The following is a 19,260-nucleotide window of genomic DNA, read 5'->3' on the forward strand; positions in this document are numbered from 1 at the left end:
GGAAGACCCGCCACAGCGCGACGATGGGGGCACACACCGTAACCAGCGAGTGCGACCGGGGACCAGAGCGCTCCCCGAACGGAGGCGGAGGCGACATGATGTTCGACGCGCAAGGGAACGCGATGCGGCTGCTCCCCTGGGTCGGCGAGAGCGGGACCCCGTGCTACCTGAGCAGCGACGACCCGGGAGGCCGGATGTCACGGCTGGCCGACGAGGTCGAGACGGACCTGCTCGACTCGGCCCAGTACGTATTGCGCGAGGCGCGGGCGCTGCTGGCGGAAACGGGCTTGGGCACGCGCGAGTTGAGGTTCACCGGGGTCCGCCTGGCGGAGTCGTTGCAGGATGCCCTGCGGATCGCGGAGAGCCGGGGATACCGGATCGCTCCGGCGCTCACCCAGGTGACGCCAGTACCTGAATGACACGCGCCCACTGCGCGGCGTGCTGCGGTGCGTGGGCCGCGCTGAGGGCGGCGGCCTCGGAGATCAGCCGGTTCCGTACGTCGGGCGAGGCGTCGGCGACGAGGGGAGCGAGGGCGTCGGGGTCGGCTTCGTCGGGGGTGCCCCCGAGGAGCAGCGCGGCCTGGTGGTGGGTGCGGGCGGAGAGCTGGTCGGCGTACACGTCGTCCTCGATGGCGGCCGCGTGGCGGAGGGCTTGGGCGTCGCCGGTGGTGAGGGCGTTGTCGACGTACTGCTGGAGCGCGGTGCGGTCGCGTACGAGGGCGTAGGCGGTGGGGATGTCGTGCGTACTGGCGATACGGAGCAGGGCGACGGGGAGAGGAGGAGTGTCGGAGGGGAGTTCTCCGTCCAGGAGATCAGGGTGGGTTCGCAGGAACTGCTCGGACTCCTCCCAGGTCCCGCATTCCGCCCACTCGGTGATCCGCTCGCGCGACAGGCGGGGCTCGTAGGCTCTGGCCGCACCCTGGGCGTGGATCGATGCTCGCAACACCTGGTGATCAGCCGCCCCGTCGGGGAAGGCGAGCGCGTACTCGGCCACAGCCACCCCGGCTTCCGGGCTGCTCAGCACCTCGTGGTGCTCCGCCCAGTAGTCGCGCGAAGCCGACCATGTCGAGGTAGCCAGCCAGGCCGCAACCGTGTCCAGGACCCCAGGAATCAGCGCCAGCCAGGCCGGGGGCGGGGTGCTGGTCCTCTCCTGCCAGACCGTCGTCACCTCCGCCAGGTCCCCGGCGCCTCTGCCGGCGTAGGCGCGAAGCATGTGGCGAGCACGGAGGGCTATGGGGTCGGGGCCTTCGGTGGGCGGCCCGTTGACCACATCGACGAGACAGCACAGCCCTGCCGTGGGCCAGGCTTCCACGGCTTCCGGCCTGTGGATCAGGAACATGCTGTGTTCCAGGGTGAGCGCGCGGCCGGCCGTTGGCTGCTGACTGGAGAGGTCCCTGATCACTTGCTCGTAAGCGCGGGTCGCGGCCGTGATGTCGCCGGTGTCGGCGAGGTGGTTGGCGAGGTCGTTGAGGGTGCCGGCGAGGCCGGGAAGGAAAGCGGCGGGATGTTGTTCGGCGAGGGCGCGGTACAGGTTGGTGGCTTCGCTGGCGGGAGCGACGGCGCCTTGCCGATCGCCGTTGTTGGCGAGGTGGTTGGCGAGGTTGCGGAGGGACAGGGCGAGTTGGGGAAGGTCGGCGCCTGGGTGCTGTTGTGCGAGGGCCCGGCGGATGCGTAGGGCTTCGTGCGCGTGGCTCAGTGCGCCCCGGTGGTCCCCGGCGGCGGCGAGGTGGCTGGCGAGGTTGTTGAGGGTGCCGGCGAGGTCGGGGAGGAAAGCGGCGGGGTCTTGTTCGGCGAGGGCGCGGTACAGGGTGGTGGCTTCGCCGGCGGGAGCGACGGCGCCTTGCTGGTCGCCGCTGATGGCGAGGTGGTTGGCGAGGTTGTTGAGGGTGCCTGCGAGCTCGGGGAGGAACGCGGCGGGGTGTTGTCCGGCGAGGTCACGGCGGATGGTCAGGGCTTCGCGGGTAGCAGTGAGTGCGTCCTCGTTCTCGCCGGTGGCCGCGAGGTGGATGGCGAGTGTGTTGAGGGAGGTGCCGAGGTCGGAGAGGAAGGCGGCGGGGTGTTGTTCGGAGAGGGCGCGGTAAAGGGCGGTCGCTTCCCGCGCGGTGGAGACCGCGCCTTGGCGGTCTCCGGTGGCGGCGAGGCGGTTGGCGAGGTTGTGTACGGCGCCCGCCAAGTCGGGCAGGAACGCCGCAGGATCCTGTTCGGCGAGGTCGCGGCGGATACTCAAGGCTTCGCGAGCCCGGCTGAGTGCGGCTCGGTGGTCCCCGGCTTTGGCGAGGTGGGAGGCCAGGTTGCTGCGGGAGGTGGCGAGGTCGGGGAGGAACGCGGCGGGGTGTTGTTCGGCGAGGGTCTGGTAGAGGTCGGTGGCTTCCCGGGCGGTGGTGACCGCGCCCTGGCGGTCCCCGGCGTGAGCGAGGTGGTTGGCGAGGTTGTTGAGGGTGCCCGCGAGGTCGGGGAGGAACGCGGCGGGGTGTTGTTCGGCGAGGGTCTGGTAGAGGTCGGTGGCTTCCCGGGCGATGGCGACCGCGCGCTGACGGTCGCCGGTCTCGGCGAGGCGGTTGGCGAGGTTGTTCAAGGCGCCCGCCAGGTCGGGGAGGTAGGCCGCAGGGTGCTGTGCGGCCAGGTCGCGGCGAATGAGCACCGACTCGTGGGCAGCGGTGAGTGCGTCCCTGACGTCCCCATTGCTTGCGAGGTGGTTGGCGAGGTTGTTGAGGGCGCCGGCGAAGTGCGTGCGAAAGGCAGCAGGATGCTGTTCGGAAAGGGCTTGGTAGAGGTGGGTGGCTTCGCGCGCGGTGGAGACCGCGCCCTGGCGGTCTCCGGTGGCGGCGAGGCGGTTGGCGAGGTTATGGAGGGAAGCGGCGAGGTCGGGAAGGAAGGCGGCGGGGTCCTGAGCGGCGAGATCGCGGCGGATGCGCACGGCCTCACGTGCATGGCCGAGAGCCCCTTGGCGGTCTCCGGTGCCGGCCATGTGGTTGGCCAGATTGTTGAGGACGCCTGCGAGATCGGGGAGGTACGCCGCAGGGTGCTGTTCGGCGAGATCGCGGCGGATACGTAGTGCCTTTCTGGCGATCGCAAGAGCCCTCGCGCGGTCACCCGCATCGGCGAGGCGGTTGGCAAGGCTGTTGAAAGCGCCTGCCAGTTCCGAAAGATGCGTGTGCGGACTTCTCTCCTCGAGTTCCTGGTAGAGCCCGACCGCCTCATCGGCGTAGTTCAGCGCCACCTCGCGCTCTCCTGACCGCGCCAGTATCAGGGACCGCTGGTGAACAGCCCGGGCGAGATACGGGAGCCCAATCCCCTCGTCCCAGGCCACCACCCCCCGCAGCACCTCAACCCCCGACCCACCACACCGCACCGCATGCCGCACCAGCCCCCGCGTCACATACGGATCCACCCCCGACCAGTCACCCACCCGCCCCTGCTGCTTCACCAGGTCCACCAGAGTCCGCAACACCACCTCGCCCGCCGCCGCCCCGCCCGGCCCTTCCCGCCGCCTGAGGTGGGACACGAACTCCCGGTGATACAGGCGATACACCGCCTGCCCCTCCTCCGCGTCCTCCACGATGTACCGGCCGAAGGCCGACAGCGCCCAGTCCACGTCGGTCTCGTCGTAGACCACACCCCCGCCCAGCGCCCCGGCCACCGCCTCCCACACGCCGCCCGCAGGCATCCCCTGGCCCACCGTCCAGGCCAGCGCGGTCAGCAGGTCCCAGGCCGCCGAGGGGAGCACCGTGCCGTCGTCCCGCACCCGCGCGGGCACCGCGCGCAGCTCGTTCTCGAACGCGGCGTCGATGGAGTCGGGCAGCTCCGTCAGCGGAGACCCGTCCTCCCCTGAGGCCACCCGCGCCAGGACCGTACTCGTGACCAGGCGGGCGAACAGGAAGCCGCCCCCGACATCCGTGGCCCGCTCCGAGATCGCCGCGCCGACCTCCCGGGCCGGGCCTTCCGCCATCTCGGCCTGCTCGCACCGGCGCCGCACGTACTCGCCGATGTCCTCCCGCGTATGCGGCTCCTCTTCGAGGTCGACGGCCTCGACGCCCGCGCCGATGTGCCGGGCCAGCGCCTGCACCAGCGACTCGTTGTCCTCCAGCTTGTTGCGGAACGGGCGCTCCCGGGAGCCGAGCAGCACCGGGACCGTCCGGCTCAACGGGAAGACCAGGTCCTCGATCATGCTCTGCGTGTGCTCGGCCGGCACCTCGTCCAGGCCGTCGATGACCAGGACCGGCTGCGGCGACAACTCCCGCACCTCGGCCCGGAAATCGTCCGTGTTACGGGGCCGGGGGAGGTCCAGGGCGCGGGCCAGCCGCTCCGATGCCTGCAACGGGGTCAGGTCGCGCAGGTGCACCGTCGCGAGGGTGCGTTCCGCCCGGACACCCGGGTCCGGGTCACCGTCGCGCAGTGCGCCGCTCGCGACGGCCCGCTCCCGCTGCTCCGGGTCCGCGAGCGTGGCGATACGGCCCAGCACGGCGGACTTCCCGCAACCGGCGGGCCCGGTCACCAGGAACAGGCCAGGCGCGTCCTCGTCCAGCCACTCCACGATCCGGCCCAGCACCCTCGTACGGCCGGTGAAGAACCAGCCCTCTTCCAGGTGGCCGACCCCGCGTGCCGCCTGCACCAGGTGTTCTACGAGCCGGGCCGGGGCCTCGGGGACGTAGCGCGGGTTGGGGAAGGCGGGGCGCCACTCGCCGAGGGTCGCGGGGACCGGTGTCTGCCCCTCGCCCTCCCACCGCGTGGCGATGGCATCCAGCAGGTCCGGGCCGCTGACGAGAGCGTTGTGGGCACTCCACGCGGATCGGTACTCGTCGCCCGCCGGACCTTCCTTCAGTACCTCCGTCAACGCGGCCAGCAGCGGCCCGCTGCCGTCCGAGGTCTCAAGGCTCTGGCAACTCGCGAGGAAACCCAACCACTTGGCGTGCCCGGGTGGTGCGGACTCCTCCTCCCAGCGACTGAGAGCCAGCCCCAGGGCCGGAACCGCGCCGCCACCCGCGTAACACGTGTCGATGATCAGGAGTACGTGTTCGGCCCCGGAGTCGAGGGCAACGCTGACCAGATCGTCGGCGGTGACCCCTTGCCGTCTCGCGCGTGTCTTCCACTGTCCGGACCCGGCGACACGCTTCAGGTCCGAGAGCACAAGCCGTGTCTCACCGTCGACCCGCACCCCGTGCCCCGACCAGATGATCAGAGCCGGTTTGGAGTCACCCGTGGCGAGCCAGCCCGAGGACCACTCTTCGCTCTCGTCATCGAACGCCTTCGCCGAAGGATTCCCACCCCCCACCTTCCGCGCCTCGTACCCCAACCCCTCCAGCAACCCCACAATCCGGTCCATCTGGGCCTTCGCCCCCACGAGCGGGGGAAACCCATCGCCGTCGTACTCCTCGCACACCACACACAGCGCCGTCCCCGCCGCACCCGTCATCGTCAGCCCCGCTCCAGAACCAGCACCAACGCGGTCATCACGACATTGGCCGAAACACGCGTCCCGATCCGCACCCGATGCCCGCCCGCCGGAAGGCCGTTGATCCGGAGGCTGTACACCCCGCCGCCCCGGTTCGTCATCGTCCGCATCGGACCGCCCTCCACCCCCGCGAAGACCGCGACCCGGTCGTGCCCCGGCACATCGGCGGGAACCGTGGCCCGGATCTCGTACACCTCGCCCTCCACCAGGATCTCCGACGCCTCCACCGAAAGCGGCACATCCTCGTCCTCCGAGCCCCGGTGCACCGGCGGCTCCGGGGTGAGCCAGTTGTAGAGGGCCTGGCGGACGGCCTTGTTGTTCTGGAGGGAGCCGTGCTTCTCCCACGGGGTGTACGCATGCCGCCCCGCCCCCACCGCGCGGCTGGAGAGATCGGGCACCCGCCCGTCGCCCCCCTCGTCCACCCCGTCGATGGTGAGCAACGCGCGCAGGCCATCCCCCTCCGCCTCGGCCGTCGTAGGCGTCGGCTGCCGCACCCCGCCGACCGGCACGTACTCCACCCCGTACCGCGCCCCCGCGCCGGACTCCCGCAGCTCCGCATGGAACAGGCCCGCCTGGCGCAGCAGCTCCCCGTCCACCCCAGGCAGCCCCGTCACCTCCCGCGCGTACCGCAGCGGCGCACCCCCGGCCGTCGTCAGGCACGCGTAGTCCGGCGTGAGCTGGTGCAACGACGGGAGGCTCCGGGCGAACGGCGTGAGGTCGAGGCCGACCGGGCCGATCCCGTACCGCATCCCGTTGACCAGGTACAGCAGCGCGTCCAGCGACCCCCGGTACGGCGTTCCGAGCGTGACCACCCGGCGTGTGACCTCCGCGCCCCCGCACTGCTCGACGTAGCTCCGGGTGACCAGGCCGCCCATGGAGTGGCAGAGGAAGACCACCTTCGCGTCCCGCCGGTCGGCCCGTGAGGCGCGCCAGCGGCCCAGCTCCTCGTCCACGCGCTCGGCCAGCCGCTCCGCGTTGTAGCGGCAGGAGAGCCGCCAGTCGTACGCGAAGCCGACGAGATTGGCCGGGACGTCGGCCGCCTCGCCCGGCAGGCGGCGCTGGACGGTGAAGTGGGCTTCCAGCCAGTTCAGCAGACCGCTGTACCCGTCCACGGGGTTCCACACACCCGGCAGCGCGTGCACATCGGACATGAGCCCGGTCGGCCGTACGCCGTCGCCGGGATGCTCGTCGCCCAGGCCGGCCGGGAGCGTCAGGCGCTTGACCGAGTTCCCGAAGGTGAGGATGCCCCGCACCAGGGCCTTCCCGGAGGCGGCCCAGACGTCGTGGCCGTCCGCGTCCGCCAGCGTGCTGCCGAGAATCCCCGGTACGACGACCACCAGGTCCTCGGCCCTGCTGCGCTGCGTCATAAGACTGTCCCCCGTATCCACACCGCCGAATGAGGACAGCAGCGTAGGTACGGGGGACAGGGTTCCGGGCCGGTCCGGACAAAATCGGCCGCGTCCGGACCTTCCGCACAGACAGGGCCTACGGCAGTGCCAGCATCCGCTCCAGCGCCAGCTTCGCGTACTTCTCCGTCTCCGGGTCCACCACGATCCGGTTGACCTCCTTGCCCTCGGCGAGGGATTCCAGGGTCCAGACCAGGTGCGGGAGGTCGATGCGGTTCATCGTGGAGCAGAAGCAGACCGTCTTGTCGAGGAAGGCGATCTCCTTGCCCTCGGGGGCGAAACGGTTTGCCAGGCGGCGGACGAGGTTCAGCTCGGTGCCGATCGCCCACTTCGAGCCGGCCGGGGCCGCCTCCAGGGCCTTGATGATGTACTCCGTCGAGCCGACGTAGTCCGCGGCGGCCACGACCTCGTGCTTGCACTCGGGGTGGACCAGCACGTTGACGCCGGGGATGCGCTCGCGCACGTCGTTGACGGAGTCGACCGAGAAGCGGCCGTGCACCGAGCAGTGGCCGCGCCACAGGATCATCTTCGCGTTCCGCAGCTCCTCGGCGGTCAGGCCGCCGTTCGGCTTGTGCGGGTTGTAGAGGACGCAGTCCTCCAGGGACATGCCCATGTCCCGCACGGCGGTGTTGCGGCCCAGGTGCTGGTCGGGCAGGAAGAGCACCTTCTCGCCCTGCTCGAAGGCCCACTCCAGGGCGCGCTCGGCGTTGGACGAGGTGCAGATCGTGCCGCCGTGGCGACCGGTGAACGCCTTGATGTCGGCGGACGAGTTCATGTACGAGACGGGCACGACCTGCTCGGCGACACCCGCCTCGGTCAGCACGTCCCAGCACTCGGCGACCTGCTCGGCGGTGGCCATGTCCGCCATCGAGCAGCCCGCCGCCAGGTCCGGCAGCACGACCTTCTGGTCGTCGGTGGTGAGGATGTCCGCCGACTCGGCCATGAAGTGCACACCGCAGAAGACGATGTACTCCGCCTCCGGGCGGGCCGCGGCGTCTCGGGCGAGCTTGAACGAGTCGCCGGTCACGTCGGCGAACTGGATGACCTCGTCGCGCTGGTAGTGGTGACCCAGGACGAAGACCTTCTCGCCCAGCTTCTCCTTGGCCGCGCGGGCGCGGGCCACCAGGTCCGGGTCGGACGGGGAGGGCAGGTCGCCGGGGCACTCGACACCGCGCTCGCTCCGGGGGTCGGCGTCGCGGCCCAGGAGGAGCAGGGCGAGCGGCGTCGGCTGGACATCGAGATCCTGGACGGGGTGGGCCGTGGTCACGTCACGCACCCTTTCTTCTGCGGACTTCTCTGCGGAGAAAGCCTTTTCGTCTAATTGACGCTATCTATCATAGCCGCTTCACGTCACTTTGACGATGCTGAAAGCGTCAATGTGACGCATCCGCCCACAGGACGGGTGTGCGAGCATGAAGGGAACAGGCAAGCGCTCGGCCCGGAATGAATCCGCGGCCCCGACGGTTGCAACGTCGGCAAGCAGTCTCCGTACAACCCGGGAGAGAAGCAGATGTCCGTATCGGACGAGACCACCACCGTGAGCGACGGCATCCTCCTGTCCGACGCCGCCGCAGCCAAGGTCAAGGCCCTGCTGGAGCAGGAGGGCCGCGAGGACCTGGCGCTTCGCGTCGCTGTCCAGCCCGGCGGCTGCTCGGGCCTGCGCTACCAGCTCTTCTTCGACGAGCGCTCCCTCGACGGGGACGTCGTCAAGGACTTCGACGGTGTGAAGGTCGTCACCGACCGCATGAGCGCCCCGTACCTGGGCGGCGCCTCGGTCGACTTCGTCGACACCATCGAGAAGCAGGGCTTCACCATCGACAACCCGAACGCCACGGGTTCCTGCGCCTGCGGCGACTCCTTCAGCTGAGCCGCGCCACAGCGTCGAGGCGGCGGCCCCGGGACTTCGGTCCCGGGGCCGCCGCCGTCGTTCGGAAAGTGCTCAGGCGCGCGGCACCACGGAGCCCGACGCCTCGTCCACGACCTTCCGACCGTCCAGCGGCCGTTCCAGCGTGACCGTACGGGTCAGCTCCTTCGCGATCATCACGCAGACCTTGCCCGGGTCCTTCTTCTCCGCCACGGCCACCCGGACCGTGTCCCCGTCCTCACGCGCGCTCGCCGTGTACGTGCTGCACACCCCGCCCCAGAACGTCACCGCGAGCGTCCGCCCGTCCGCGCTGTACGACTGGACCGCCCGGGGCTTCGCCGTACCGTCACCGCCCGGGGACGTGCCCGGCACCGGCTCCCGCTTCAGGTAGTCCGGGTCCACCGCCACCTGCGTGACCGTGTCACCGATGCCACCGGCCGGCTGCACCGAGAAGATCCAGGACGGTACGAGCAACTGCTCGCCGCCCGCCGTGTGCACCGCCAGGCCGAAGACCGCCTTCCTCACCGTCACCGTCGTGGCGGGCCGCTCCGCGCCGTTCTTCGGCCCGCAGCTGACGCCGTCCGACAGCGGGGCCGGTGAGGCGCACCCGCCGATCTCCCCGGAGGGCGGCTGCGCCGCGTTGAGCTGCTTCAGCGCCTCGGCCGCGCCGATCACCGGATAGGCGTCGCCCTTCTCCAGGGCCTTCAGCTTTCCGCTGCCCCCGGTCACCTGGCCGTCCGGGCCCACCTGGATGCCGGTCGCCCAGCCGTACGTGGGCAGCCCGTCCACCACCGGATCGGCGTTGACCACCCGGGCCGAGCCCATGAGCTGGTGCGCGTCGAGCGCCGCGTCGTCCTGGCCCGCCGCCTTCAGCACCGGCGCGGCGGCGGTCTTCGCGGTCTTCTCGTCCACCGGCTGCCCGGAGCCGCCCGGGGCCACCGAGCAGACGGCCCCCTTCTTGCAGTTGTCCGTGCCGCCGGAGCCGTACCGGGTGAAGGTCCAGCTCCCCGGCGCCTGCTTGTTCACCCGCAGCACCGGCCCCGAGCCGTCCCCGTCGGAGCCGACCTTCCAGGAGGTGGCCTCGGACTGCGGGGTGCCCGAAAGCCCGAGCGCCTTCGCCAGCCGGGTGACCTCGGCGGCCGTGACCGTGCCCCCGGCGCGCTGGACGGCGGCCGTCTCCGGCCCGTCCGGCAGCTTCCCGGACGCGCGGTAGACGAGCCGCCCGCCGTGCGGATCGGGCTCGCCGGGGGCGATGCCCTCGCGTGACGGGGCGGTCGGCGTACCGGTGTCGTCCAGGGCCAGGGGCGGGGGAGCGGCCGGATCGCTGGCCGCCGAGGTCTTCCTCGGGCCGCCGTCGCCGCCGTCCGCCGCGGTCGCTACCCAGTACGCTCCGCCGCCACCGGCCAGCAGGACGGCGGCCGCCACCGAGGCCGCGACCAGCGGGGAACGCCGCCGGGTGGTGGTCACGTCGTTGTCGGGTCGCTCGGTGCTCACCGGATCGCTCCTTCGCCTGCATCGCCGTCGTACGCCCGGCCGGCGCACGGCCCGCCGTGTGAGGCGGACAGGGCTGGGACGGATCAGCGAGGCACGTGGTTCCCCTAGGGCCGGTCCTCCATGGAGTCGAGCAGCCGGGCGGAGGCGGGCGGCACGGTGACCCCGTGGATCAGGGCGGGTGCGACGCGGGTAGGAGTGCTCCTCGTGGGGACCACCCAGTGCGGAGCCATCCGTGCGCAGTCTCCGCGCAGCTCGGCCAGACCGGTCTCGGACTCGCGCGGTGCGATGTGATTCGGCATACCGGCACCGTAGGCACCGCGGAGCCCGCGAAGAAAGCCCTACTATCGGGTAGTTTTTCCGCTTCGGGCCCGGCGGGAGCGGGTAGCGTGAACTGTCACGTCACCCCCGGGATGCGGACATCCGTTCCCCTCGACCTCCGCAGGAGACGTCTCCCCGTGCGTATCGCAGTCACCGGCTCCATCGCCACCGACCACCTCATGACCTTCCCCGGCCGCTTCGCCGACCAGCTGGTCGCCGACCAGCTGCACACGGTCTCGCTCTCCTTCCTGGTCGACAACCTCGACGTACGCCGGGGAGGGGTCGCCGCGAACATCTGCTTCGGCATGGGCCTGCTCGGCACCGAGCCGATCCTGGTCGGCGCGGCCGGCTCCGACTTCGACGAGTACCGCGCCTGGCTCGACCGGCACGGCGTCGACACCAGCGGCGTGCGGATCTCCGAGGTCCTGCACACCGCCCGCTTCGTCTGCACGACGGACGCCGACCACAACCAGATCGGCTCCTTCTACACCGGCGCCATGAGCGAGGCCCGCCTCATCGAGCTCAAGGCCGTCGCCGACCGCGTGGGCGGCTTCGACCTCGTCTCCATCGGCGCCGACGACCCGGAGGGCATGCTCCGCCACACGGAGGAGTGCCGTACGCGCGGCATCCCGTTCGCCGCCGACTTCTCGCAGCAGATCGCCCGCATGGAGGGCGACGAGATCCGCATCCTCCTCGAAGGCGCCACGTACCTCTTCTCCAACGAGTACGAGAAGGGGCTCATCGAGTCCAAGACCGGCTGGACCGACGAGGAGATCCTCGGCAAGGTCGGCCACCGGGTCACCACGCTCGGCGCCCAGGGTGTGCGCATCGAGCGGGCCGGCGAGGCGACCATCGAGGTCGGCTGCCCCGAGGAGAACGTCAAGGCCGACCCGACCGGCGTCGGCGACGCCTTCCGCGCCGGATTCCTCTCCGGTCTCGCCTGGGGCGTCGGCCTGGAGCGCGCCGCCCAGATCGGCTGCATGCTCGCCACGCTCGTCATCGAGACCGTGGGCACCCAGGAGTACACCCTGCACCGCACCCACTTCATGGACCGCTTCACCAAGGCGTACGGCCACGAGGCCGCCGCCGAGGTCCACGCGCACCTCGCCTGAGCACTCCGTCAGGAGAGCCGGCGGACCACATAGGCCGCGCCCCGGTCCGCCGGCTCCTCGCCCACGTACTCCTGCTCGCGCATCGCGCACCAGGCCGGGATGTCCAGCCGGGCCGCCTCGTCGTCGGAGAGCACCGTCACCGTGGCGCCCACCGGCACCCCTCCGATCATCTTTGCGAGCTCGATCACCGGAATCGGGCACCGCTTGCCCAGCGCGTCGACCACCAGCGAGTCGTCCGGGGCGGGGGAGGAGGCCGGGGCCACCGGCGCGCCGAGCTTCTCGCGGACCCCGGCGACCAGGCCCGGCAGCACCTCCAGGAAGCGGTCGACGTCCTCCTCCGTGGTGCCCCGGGGCAGCGACACACGGACGTTCCCCTCCGACAGGACGCCCATCGCCTTGAGCACATGGCTCGGCGTCAGCGTGCTGCTCGTGCAGGACGAACCGGACGACACGGAGAAACCGGCCCGGTCCAGCTCCCCGAGCAGAGTCTCCCCGTCGACATAGAGACAGGAGAAGGTCACCAGATGCGGCAGCCGCCGCACCGGATCGCCGACCACCTCCACATCGGGCACCAGTGCGGGCACCCGGGCCCGGATCCGGTCCACCAGCGCCCGCAGCCGGACCGCCTCCGCGTCCGCCTCCGCCCGCACCGCGCGCAGGGACGCCGCCGCCGCGACGATCGCCGGCAGGTTCTCGAACCCCGGCGCCCGCCCCGACTCCCGCTCGTCCACGGGCCCCTGGGGCGCGAACCGGACGCCCTTGCGCACCGCGAGCAGCCCGACCCCGGCAGGGCCGCCCCACTTGTGCGCGCTGCCCGCCAGCAGCGACCAGCCCTCCGGCACCGGGCCCCAGGCCAGCGACTGCGCGGCGTCCACCAGCAGCGGCACCCCGGCCGCCCGGCAGAGCCCGGCCGCCTCGGCCACCGGCTGCTCGGTGCCCACCTCATGGCTGGCGGACTGGAGGCAGGCCAGCGCGGTGTCCTCGGTGAGCGCCCGCCCGAAGGTCCCCGCGTCCACCGCGCCGGTCCGTTCCACCGGGACCCGGGCGACCGTGCCGCCCCGGTCCTCGTGGTCCGCCGCCGCGTGGAGGACCGACGAGTGTTCGACCGCCGACACCACCAGACGGCCTCCGACACGCCGACGTCCGGCGAGCGCGCCGGAAATTCCGGAATACACCGCCCGGGTGCCCGACGAGGTGAAGGTGAGCTCGTCGGGGCGGCATCCGACGCCCTCGGCCGCCGCCTCCCGGGCCGCGTCCAGCAGCAGCCGGGCGCGCCGTCCCTCGCGGTACAGCCGGGCCGGATCGGCCCAGCCCTCGTCCAGCGCGGCAAGCAGCGCCTGGCGGGCGACGGGGTGCAGGGGGGCGGCGGACGCCGCGTCGAAGTAGGGCACCCGGTCACGCTAGGCCCTGTCGTCACATTCCCGTCTGCCGGGCGACGCCATGCACGCACTCTCGCCGCACCGGCCCCAGACCCCAGTACATCCAGTACAGGGGTCTGGGGCCGACACGCCGAGAGCACGCACCTGACGCCGCCCGGCCCGCCCACCGGGCGGACGACGGGAATGTGACGACAGGGCCTAGCCCGGAGCACCCCCGCAGCCCGCCACCGGCCGCTCCTCCTGGTGGAGGGGGCGTCAGATGGCGGCCGGAGGCGCGAATTCCACCCCTTCGGGGAGTCGGGCGGCGCGTTGGGCACCCTCCCCGCGCGACCCCAAATAGCGTCCAGTAGGGTTTGGTCCGCATAAACATCCAAACCCCTGCCCGTACAGGGCGGCGACCGACCAGCGAGACGGCCGCGCCGACCGTGCGGGCGAGACTCTCGGGAAGGCGCTACGTGAGTCCCAACGGCTCCGACCGCTCGTCGCGGCGCCCGATGCGGCGGAAGCTGCCGCAGGTGCTGACTGCGGGCCTGATCCTGGCGACCGCCACCGGTTGCACGTACAAGGACTTCCCCCGCCTTGGTATGCCTACGCCGGTAACGGAAGAGGCCCCTCGGATCCTTTCCCTCTGGCAGGGCTCGTGGGCGGCAGCGCTCGCCACGGGCGTCCTGGTCTGGGGCCTGATCCTGTGGAGCGTCATCTTCCACCGGCGCAGCCGCACCAAGGTGGAGGTACCTCCGCAGACCCGGTACAACATGCCCATCGAGGCGCTGTACACCGTGGTCCCCCTGATCATCGTCTCGGTGCTGTTCTACTTCACCGCCCGGGACGAGACGAAGCTCCTCACGCTCTCCCCGAAGCCCGCCCACACCATCAACGTGGTCGGCTACCAGTGGAGCTGGGGCTTCAACTACATCGAGAACGTGGACGGCTCCGCCACCACGGGCAACGAGGTCCCCAAGGAGCTCGACGCCATCCCGGACAGGTTCCGCAAGGAATTCCCCAAGGGTGCGGACGGCGTCTACGACGTCGGCATCCCGGGCGACCAGAACCCGGACACCGGTAACCCGGGTCCCACCCTGTGGCTGCCCAAGGGGGAGAAGGTCCGTTTCATCCTGACTTCCCGTGACGTCATCCACTCCTTCTGGGTGGTGCCGTTCCTCATGAAGCAGGACGTCATTCCGGGGCACACCAATGCCTTCGAGGTGACTCCCACCGAGGAGGGCACCTTCCTCGGCAAGTGCGCCGAGCTCTGCGGCGTCGACCACTCCCGCATGCTCTTCAACGTCAAGGTCGTCTCCCCGGCGCAGTACCAGGCGCACCTCAAGGAGCTGGCGAAGAAGGGCCAGACGGGCTACGTGCCGGCCGGCATCGAGCAGACTGACCCGGCCAGGAATGCGGAGACGAACAAACTGTGAGCATCCTCAACGAACCTCAGGGTGCCGCGGCAGCAGACGACTCGTACGAGGACGAGCTGCCGGTCCGGCGCAAGCAGCCGGGAAACGTCGTCATCAAGTGGCTGACCACCACTGACCACAAGACGATCGGCACGATGTACCTGGTCACATCGTTCGCCTTCTTCTGCATCGGCGGCCTGATGGCGCTCTTCATGCGCGCCGAGCTGGCCCGGCCGGGCACGCAGATCATGTCGAACGAGCAGTTCAACCAGGCGTTCACGATGCACGGCACGATCATGCTGCTGATGTTCGCGACGCCCCTGTTCGCCGGCTTCGCGAACTGGATCATGCCGCTGCAGATCGGCGCGCCCGACGTGGCGTTCCCGCGGCTGAACATGTTCGCGTACTGGCTGTACCTCTTCGGCTCGATCCTCGCGGTGGCCGGCTTCCTCACCCCGCAGGGTGCGGCCGACTTCGGGTGGTTCGCCTACTCCCCGCTCTCGGACGCCGTCCGTTCGCCGGGTGTCGGCGCCGACATGTGGATCATGGGTCTGGCCTTCTCCGGCTTCGGCACGATCCTCGGTTCGGTCAACTTCATCACCACGATCATCTGCATGCGCGCGCCCGGCATGACGATGTTCCGCATGCCGATCTTCGTCTGGAACGTCCTGCTGACCGGTGTGCTGGTCCTGCTGGCCTTCCCGGTCCTGGCGGCCGCGCTGTTCGCCCTGGAGGCGGACCGCAAATTCGGTGCCCATGTGTTCGACGCGTCCAACGGCGGCGCCTTGCTGTGGCAACACCTCTTCTGGTTCTTCGGGCATCCAGAGGTGTACATCATCGCCTTGCCGTTCTTCGGGATCATCTCCGAAGTGATCCCGGTCTTCAGCCGCAAGCCGATGTTCGGTTACATCGGCCTGGTGGCCGCGACGATCTCCATCGCCGGCCTCTCGGTGACCGTGTGGGCCCACCACATGTACGTCACCGGTGGGGTGCTGCTGCCGTTCTTCTCCTTCATGACGTTCCTCATCGCGGTGCCCACCGGGGTGAAGTTCTTCAACTGGATCGGCACGATGTGGAAGGGCTCGCTGTCCTTCGAGACACCGATGCTCTGGGCGATCGGCTTCCTGATCACCTTCACCTTCGGTGGTCTGACCGGCGTCATCCTGGCCTCGCCGCCGATGGACTTCCACGTCTCCGACTCGTACTTCGTGGTCGCGCACTTCCACTACGTCGTCTTCGGCACCGTGGTGTTCGCGATGTTCTCCGGATTCCACTTCTGGTGGCCGAAGTTCACCGGCAAGATGCTGGACGAGCGGCTTGGGAAGATCACCTTCTGGACGCTGTTCATCGGCTTCCACGGCACGTTCCTGGTGCAGCACTGGCTGGGCGCGGAGGGCATGCCGCGGCGTTACGCGGACTACCTCGCCGCGGACGGCTTCACCGCGCTGAACACCATCTCGACCATCTCGTCGTTCCTGCTCGGCCTGTCGATCCTGCCGTTCTTCTACAACGTCTGGAAGACCGCCAAGTACGGCAAGAAGGTCGAGGTGGACGACCCGTGGGGCTACGGCCGTTCGCTGGAGTGGGCGACCTCCTGCCCGCCGCCGCGGCACAACTTCCTCACGCTGCCCCGTATCCGCTCCGAATCCCCGGCGTTCGACCTGCACCACCCGGAGATCACCGCGCTGGAGCAGCTGGACCACGCCTCCGAGGGTGACAAGGCCCTCGCGGGCGGCAAGGAGGCGGGCAAGTGAAGATCCAGGGCAAGATGTTCCTCGGTCTGGCGCTGTTCATCCTCGTCATGGCCATCACGTACGGCGTGTGGTCGAAGGAGCCCGTCGGCACCACCGCGCTGGTCCTGGCGTTCGGGCTGAGCCTCATGATCGGCTTCTACCTGGCCTTCACGGCCCGGCGGGTCGACGCGATGGCGCAGGACAACAAGGAGGCCGACGTCGCGGACGAGGCCGGCGAGGTGGGGTTCTTCTCCCCGCACAGCTGGCAGCCGCTCTCGCTGGCGATCGGCGGTGCCTTCGCCTTCATGGGCGTCGTCTTCGGCTGGTGGCTGCTGTTCTTCTCGGCGCCGCTCCTCCTGGTCGGCCTCTTCGGCTGGGTCTTCGAGTACTACCGCGGTGAGAACCGCACCCAGTGAGACCGGTCCGCCGGTAGCACACCGCTCCACCTGACGGGGGGCCGACACTTCGAAACGAAGTGGCGGCCCCCCGTTTGCAGTCGTCCCGCGCGCTGAAACGGACGAATGTTCTTAGCGTGAGTCCATGAACCACACGCTGCGCATCCGTCCCGTAGTGAGCTGCACTCTGCTGGCCGCGACCTTGGTCGCCGGGGCGGCAGCCTGCGGGGATTCCGATGGTCACCCCCTGTCGTCCCAGCCGTTCGACGCGGCGGACGAGGTCTCCTTCAACACGCCCGACGGCGGCAAGAAGGTGAACCCGGACAAGCCCCTGGAGATCCGGGTCGACGCCGACGACGGCCGGATCACCGACGTCACGGCCGTGGACGCCGCAGGACGCCATCTGGCGGGCGAACTCGACGCCGACGGACACCGGTGGCACTCCACCGCTCCGCTGGCCGCAGGGACCCGTTACGCCGTCAAGGTCCGTATGGAGGACGACGACGGGGCCCCCGGCTCCCGCACGATGTCCTTCGACACCGCCAAGGCCACCAAGTTCCTCAAGGTCGCCTTCGGCCCCCAGGCGGGCACCTACGGCGTCGGCCAGCCCCTCGTCGCCACGCTCAGCGCCCCCGTCACGGACAACGCCTCACGCGCCACCGTCGAGCGCGGCCTGCGGGTCCGCTCCACGCCCTCGGTCGCCGGCTCCTGGTACTGGGTGGACGACAAGACGCTGCACTACCGGCCCAAGGAGTACTGGCCGGCGAAGGCCGACATCGAAGTCAGCTCCAACCTGACCGGCATAAAGGTCACCAACTCGCTCTACGGGGCGCCCACCAAGGCGCTGAAGATCACCACGGGGGACCGCATCGAGGCCATCACGGACGCCTCGGAGCACTCCATGACGGTGCTCCGCAACGGCGAAGTGATCAACACCATCCCAGTCACCACGGGCAAACCCGGGTTCGACACGCGCAACGGCGTCAAGGTGGTGCTCGGAAAAGAGCAGTACGTACGTATGCGCGGGGAATCCATCGGGATCGCCGCCGGGTCCTCCGACTCGTACGACCTCGACGTCTACTGGGCCACCCGGGTGACATGGAGCGGCGAATACGTGCACGCGGCGCCCTGGTCCACCGGCTCGCAGGGGTACGCCAACGTCAGCCACGGCTGCACCGGCATGAGCACCAGCGAGGCCGAATGGTTCTTCAACACCGTGCGCGAGGGCGACATCGTCAGCGTCGTCGGCAGCGACGGCGAGACGATGACGCCCTTCGACAACGGCTACGGCGACTGGAACCTGTCCTGGGCCAAGTGGCAGAAGGGCAGCGCGCTGAACAACGACACCACCGCACCGAAGGTCGACAAGGTCAGCGCGGCGCGACTGCGCCCCCAGGTCTGACCGTGGGAACCGTCCGTGGGGGCTCAGGCCCCCACGGACAGCCGTGTACGCAGCAGGGCGGCCAGGGAGTCCGCGAACTCCACCGGCTCCACCGGCAGCGTCACCGCGGCGTCCGCACGGCTCCAGGTGGCCAGCCAGGCGTCCTGCGGGCGCCCGATGAGGACCAGGACCGGCGGGCAGCGGAAGATCTCGTCCTTGATCTGCCGGCAGACGCCCATGCCGCCCGCCGGAGCGGTCTCGCCGTCCAGCACGCAGACGTCGACGCCTCCGTGCTCCAGGGCGTCCAGGACGGCGGGCAGGGTGGCGCACTCCAGGAACTCCACCGGCGGTACGTCCGCCGCGGGCCTGCGCCCTGCTGCCAGCCTCACCTGCTCACGGGTGTGCGCGTTGTCGCTGTAGACCAGGACCGTGGCGGTCGGCTGCATGGTTCCTCCGTGACATCCGTGTCTTCGGGGCACTCGGGGCCCCCGGGGAACGAGAGCCGTCCGATGCGCGGATCGTACTCCGCCCGACAGCGTGTCAGTACCGGTTCGCACCGGCCTTCCCTGGGCCGTTCGGGCAGGACACACCCCTCTGACACACCGAACGGCACCCCCCGGAGTGAGGGCGGGATAAGCGACCGACATAATGTCGGTCGTGGCGACAGCAACGACAGTAGAAACCGGGCACGCGCACCCGTCGGTCAATCGGCCGAACCTCACCAGCGTCGGAACCATCATCTGGTTGAGTTCCGAGCTGATGTTCTTCGCGGCCCTCTTCGCGATGTACTTCACCCTGCGATCGGTGACCGGACCGGAACACTGGAAGGAAATGGCGTCCGCCCTGAACTTCCCGTTCTCGGCGACGAACACCACGATCCTGGTGCTCTCCTCACTCACCTGCCAGCTCGGCGTCTTCGCCGCGGAGCGGGGCGATGTGAAGAAGCTCCGTGCCTGGTTCGTGATCACTTTCGTGATGGGTTCGATCTTCATCGGAGGCCAGGTCTTCGAGTACACCGAGCTGGTGAAGAAGGACGGCCTCTCGCTGTCCTCCGACCCGTACGGCTCGGTGTTCTACCTGACCACCGGCTTCCACGGTCTGCATGTGACGGGCGGTCTCATCGCCTTCCTGCTCGTTCTGGGCAGGACATACGCGGCCAAGAGGTTCACCCATGAACAGGCGACCGCCGCCATCGTCGTGTCCTATTACTGGCACTTCGTCGATGTCGTGTGGATCGGCCTCTTCGCCACGATCTACATGATCAAGTAACCGGGCCCGAGCCCGAACCACATCCAGCATCGACGCAGAAGATCCTGACACCGGGGTAATC

General features: G+C 70.0%; 15 protein-coding genes. 8 read left to right on the top strand and 7 right to left on the bottom strand.

Going from position 1 to position 19,260, the window contains the following annotated elements; translation table 11 throughout:
• The first annotated feature begins 95 nt into the window (after positions 1 to 95).
• Positions 96 to 419 (top strand): hypothetical protein, encoded by a 324-nt coding sequence (locus OG867_RS24155; protein ID WP_406288396.1) that lies wholly within the window; start codon positions 96 to 98, stop codon positions 417 to 419.
• Here OG867_RS24155 and OG867_RS24160 read toward each other — a convergent pair.
• The 3 genes from OG867_RS24160 to nadA form a co-directional block, all read right to left on the bottom strand.
• The gene (locus OG867_RS24160) at positions 391 to 5,412 is read right to left on the bottom strand and encodes a tetratricopeptide repeat protein (RefSeq protein ID WP_406288399.1); all 5,022 of its coding nucleotides are present in this window, start codon (positions 5,410 to 5,412) and stop codon (positions 391 to 393) included. The genes OG867_RS24155 and OG867_RS24160 overlap by 29 nt on opposite strands.
• Positions 5,413 to 5,414: 2 nt before the next feature.
• Entirely contained in the window at positions 5,415 to 6,818 is a 1,404-nt protein-coding gene (locus OG867_RS24165; RefSeq protein ID WP_406288402.1) for a lipase/acyltransferase domain-containing protein, read from the bottom strand.
• A gap of 118 nt (positions 6,819 to 6,936) precedes the next feature.
• Positions 6,937 to 8,133, bottom strand: coding sequence for a quinolinate synthase NadA (gene nadA / locus OG867_RS24170; protein WP_328899817.1), 1,197 nt, complete (start codon positions 8,131 to 8,133; stop codon positions 6,937 to 6,939).
• A gap of 234 nt (positions 8,134 to 8,367) precedes the next feature.
• Between nadA and OG867_RS24175 the strand changes: the two genes are divergently transcribed.
• Entirely contained in the window at positions 8,368 to 8,724 is a 357-nt protein-coding gene (locus OG867_RS24175) for an iron-sulfur cluster assembly accessory protein (RefSeq protein ID WP_018555456.1), read from the top strand.
• 72 nt (positions 8,725 to 8,796) lie between these two features.
• On the opposite strand, the gene OG867_RS24180 is transcribed toward OG867_RS24175, so the two are convergent.
• Both OG867_RS24180 and OG867_RS24185 read right to left on the bottom strand, forming a co-directional pair.
• The gene (locus tag OG867_RS24180) at positions 8,797 to 10,215 is read right to left on the bottom strand and encodes a hypothetical protein (RefSeq protein ID WP_406288406.1); all 1,419 of its coding nucleotides are present in this window, start codon (positions 10,213 to 10,215) and stop codon (positions 8,797 to 8,799) included.
• Between the two features lie 104 nt (positions 10,216 to 10,319).
• The gene (locus OG867_RS24185) at positions 10,320 to 10,514 is read right to left on the bottom strand and encodes a hypothetical protein (RefSeq protein WP_328899815.1); all 195 of its coding nucleotides are present in this window, start codon (positions 10,512 to 10,514) and stop codon (positions 10,320 to 10,322) included.
• A 156-nt stretch (positions 10,515 to 10,670) separates the two neighbouring features.
• Between OG867_RS24185 and OG867_RS24190 the strand changes: the two genes are divergently transcribed.
• Positions 10,671 to 11,645: a carbohydrate kinase family protein gene (locus OG867_RS24190; RefSeq protein WP_406288408.1), complete on the top strand. Its 975-nt coding sequence runs from the start codon at positions 10,671 to 10,673 to the stop codon at positions 11,643 to 11,645.
• Between the two features lie 8 nt (positions 11,646 to 11,653).
• Here OG867_RS24190 and OG867_RS24195 read toward each other — a convergent pair whose 3' ends face one another.
• Entirely contained in the window at positions 11,654 to 13,036 is a 1,383-nt protein-coding gene (locus OG867_RS24195; RefSeq protein WP_406288410.1) for a cysteine desulfurase/sulfurtransferase TusA family protein, read from the bottom strand.
• A 443-nt stretch (positions 13,037 to 13,479) separates the two neighbouring features.
• Between OG867_RS24195 and coxB the strand changes: the two genes are divergently transcribed.
• From coxB to OG867_RS24215, 4 genes are all read left to right on the top strand, one after another.
• A complete protein-coding gene (gene coxB / locus OG867_RS24200; RefSeq protein ID WP_406288413.1) occupies positions 13,480 to 14,442 on the top strand; it encodes a cytochrome c oxidase subunit II in 963 nt (320 codons plus the stop codon).
• The gene (ctaD, locus tag OG867_RS24205; protein WP_328899811.1) at positions 14,439 to 16,175 is read left to right on the top strand and encodes a cytochrome c oxidase subunit I; all 1,737 of its coding nucleotides are present in this window, start codon (positions 14,439 to 14,441) and stop codon (positions 16,173 to 16,175) included. Before coxB ends, ctaD begins: the two co-directional genes overlap by 4 nt.
• Positions 16,172 to 16,570, top strand: a complete 399-nt coding sequence (locus OG867_RS24210; RefSeq protein WP_328899810.1) for a cytochrome c oxidase subunit 4 — start codon at positions 16,172 to 16,174, stop codon at positions 16,568 to 16,570. Before ctaD ends, OG867_RS24210 begins: the two co-directional genes overlap by 4 nt.
• A gap of 124 nt (positions 16,571 to 16,694) precedes the next feature.
• On the top strand, positions 16,695 to 17,951 hold the full coding sequence (locus OG867_RS24215; RefSeq protein WP_406288416.1) for an Ig-like domain-containing protein: 1,257 nt from the start codon (positions 16,695 to 16,697) through the stop codon (positions 17,949 to 17,951).
• A gap of 23 nt (positions 17,952 to 17,974) precedes the next feature.
• Here OG867_RS24215 and OG867_RS24220 read toward each other — a convergent pair whose 3' ends face one another.
• Positions 17,975 to 18,376, bottom strand: coding sequence for a hypothetical protein (locus tag OG867_RS24220; protein WP_018104389.1), 402 nt, complete (start codon positions 18,374 to 18,376; stop codon positions 17,975 to 17,977).
• Positions 18,377 to 18,578: 202 nt separating this feature from the next.
• On the opposite strand from OG867_RS24220, the gene OG867_RS24225 reads away from it, so the two are divergent.
• The gene (locus tag OG867_RS24225) at positions 18,579 to 19,199 is read left to right on the top strand and encodes a heme-copper oxidase subunit III (RefSeq protein ID WP_026171689.1); all 621 of its coding nucleotides are present in this window, start codon (positions 18,579 to 18,581) and stop codon (positions 19,197 to 19,199) included.
• Positions 19,200 to 19,260: the final 61 nt, after the last annotated feature.

Origin of the sequence: Streptomyces sp. NBC_00209, assembly GCF_045206345.1 — a bacterium.
Taxonomy (GTDB): domain Bacteria; phylum Actinomycetota; class Actinomycetes; order Streptomycetales; family Streptomycetaceae; genus Streptomyces.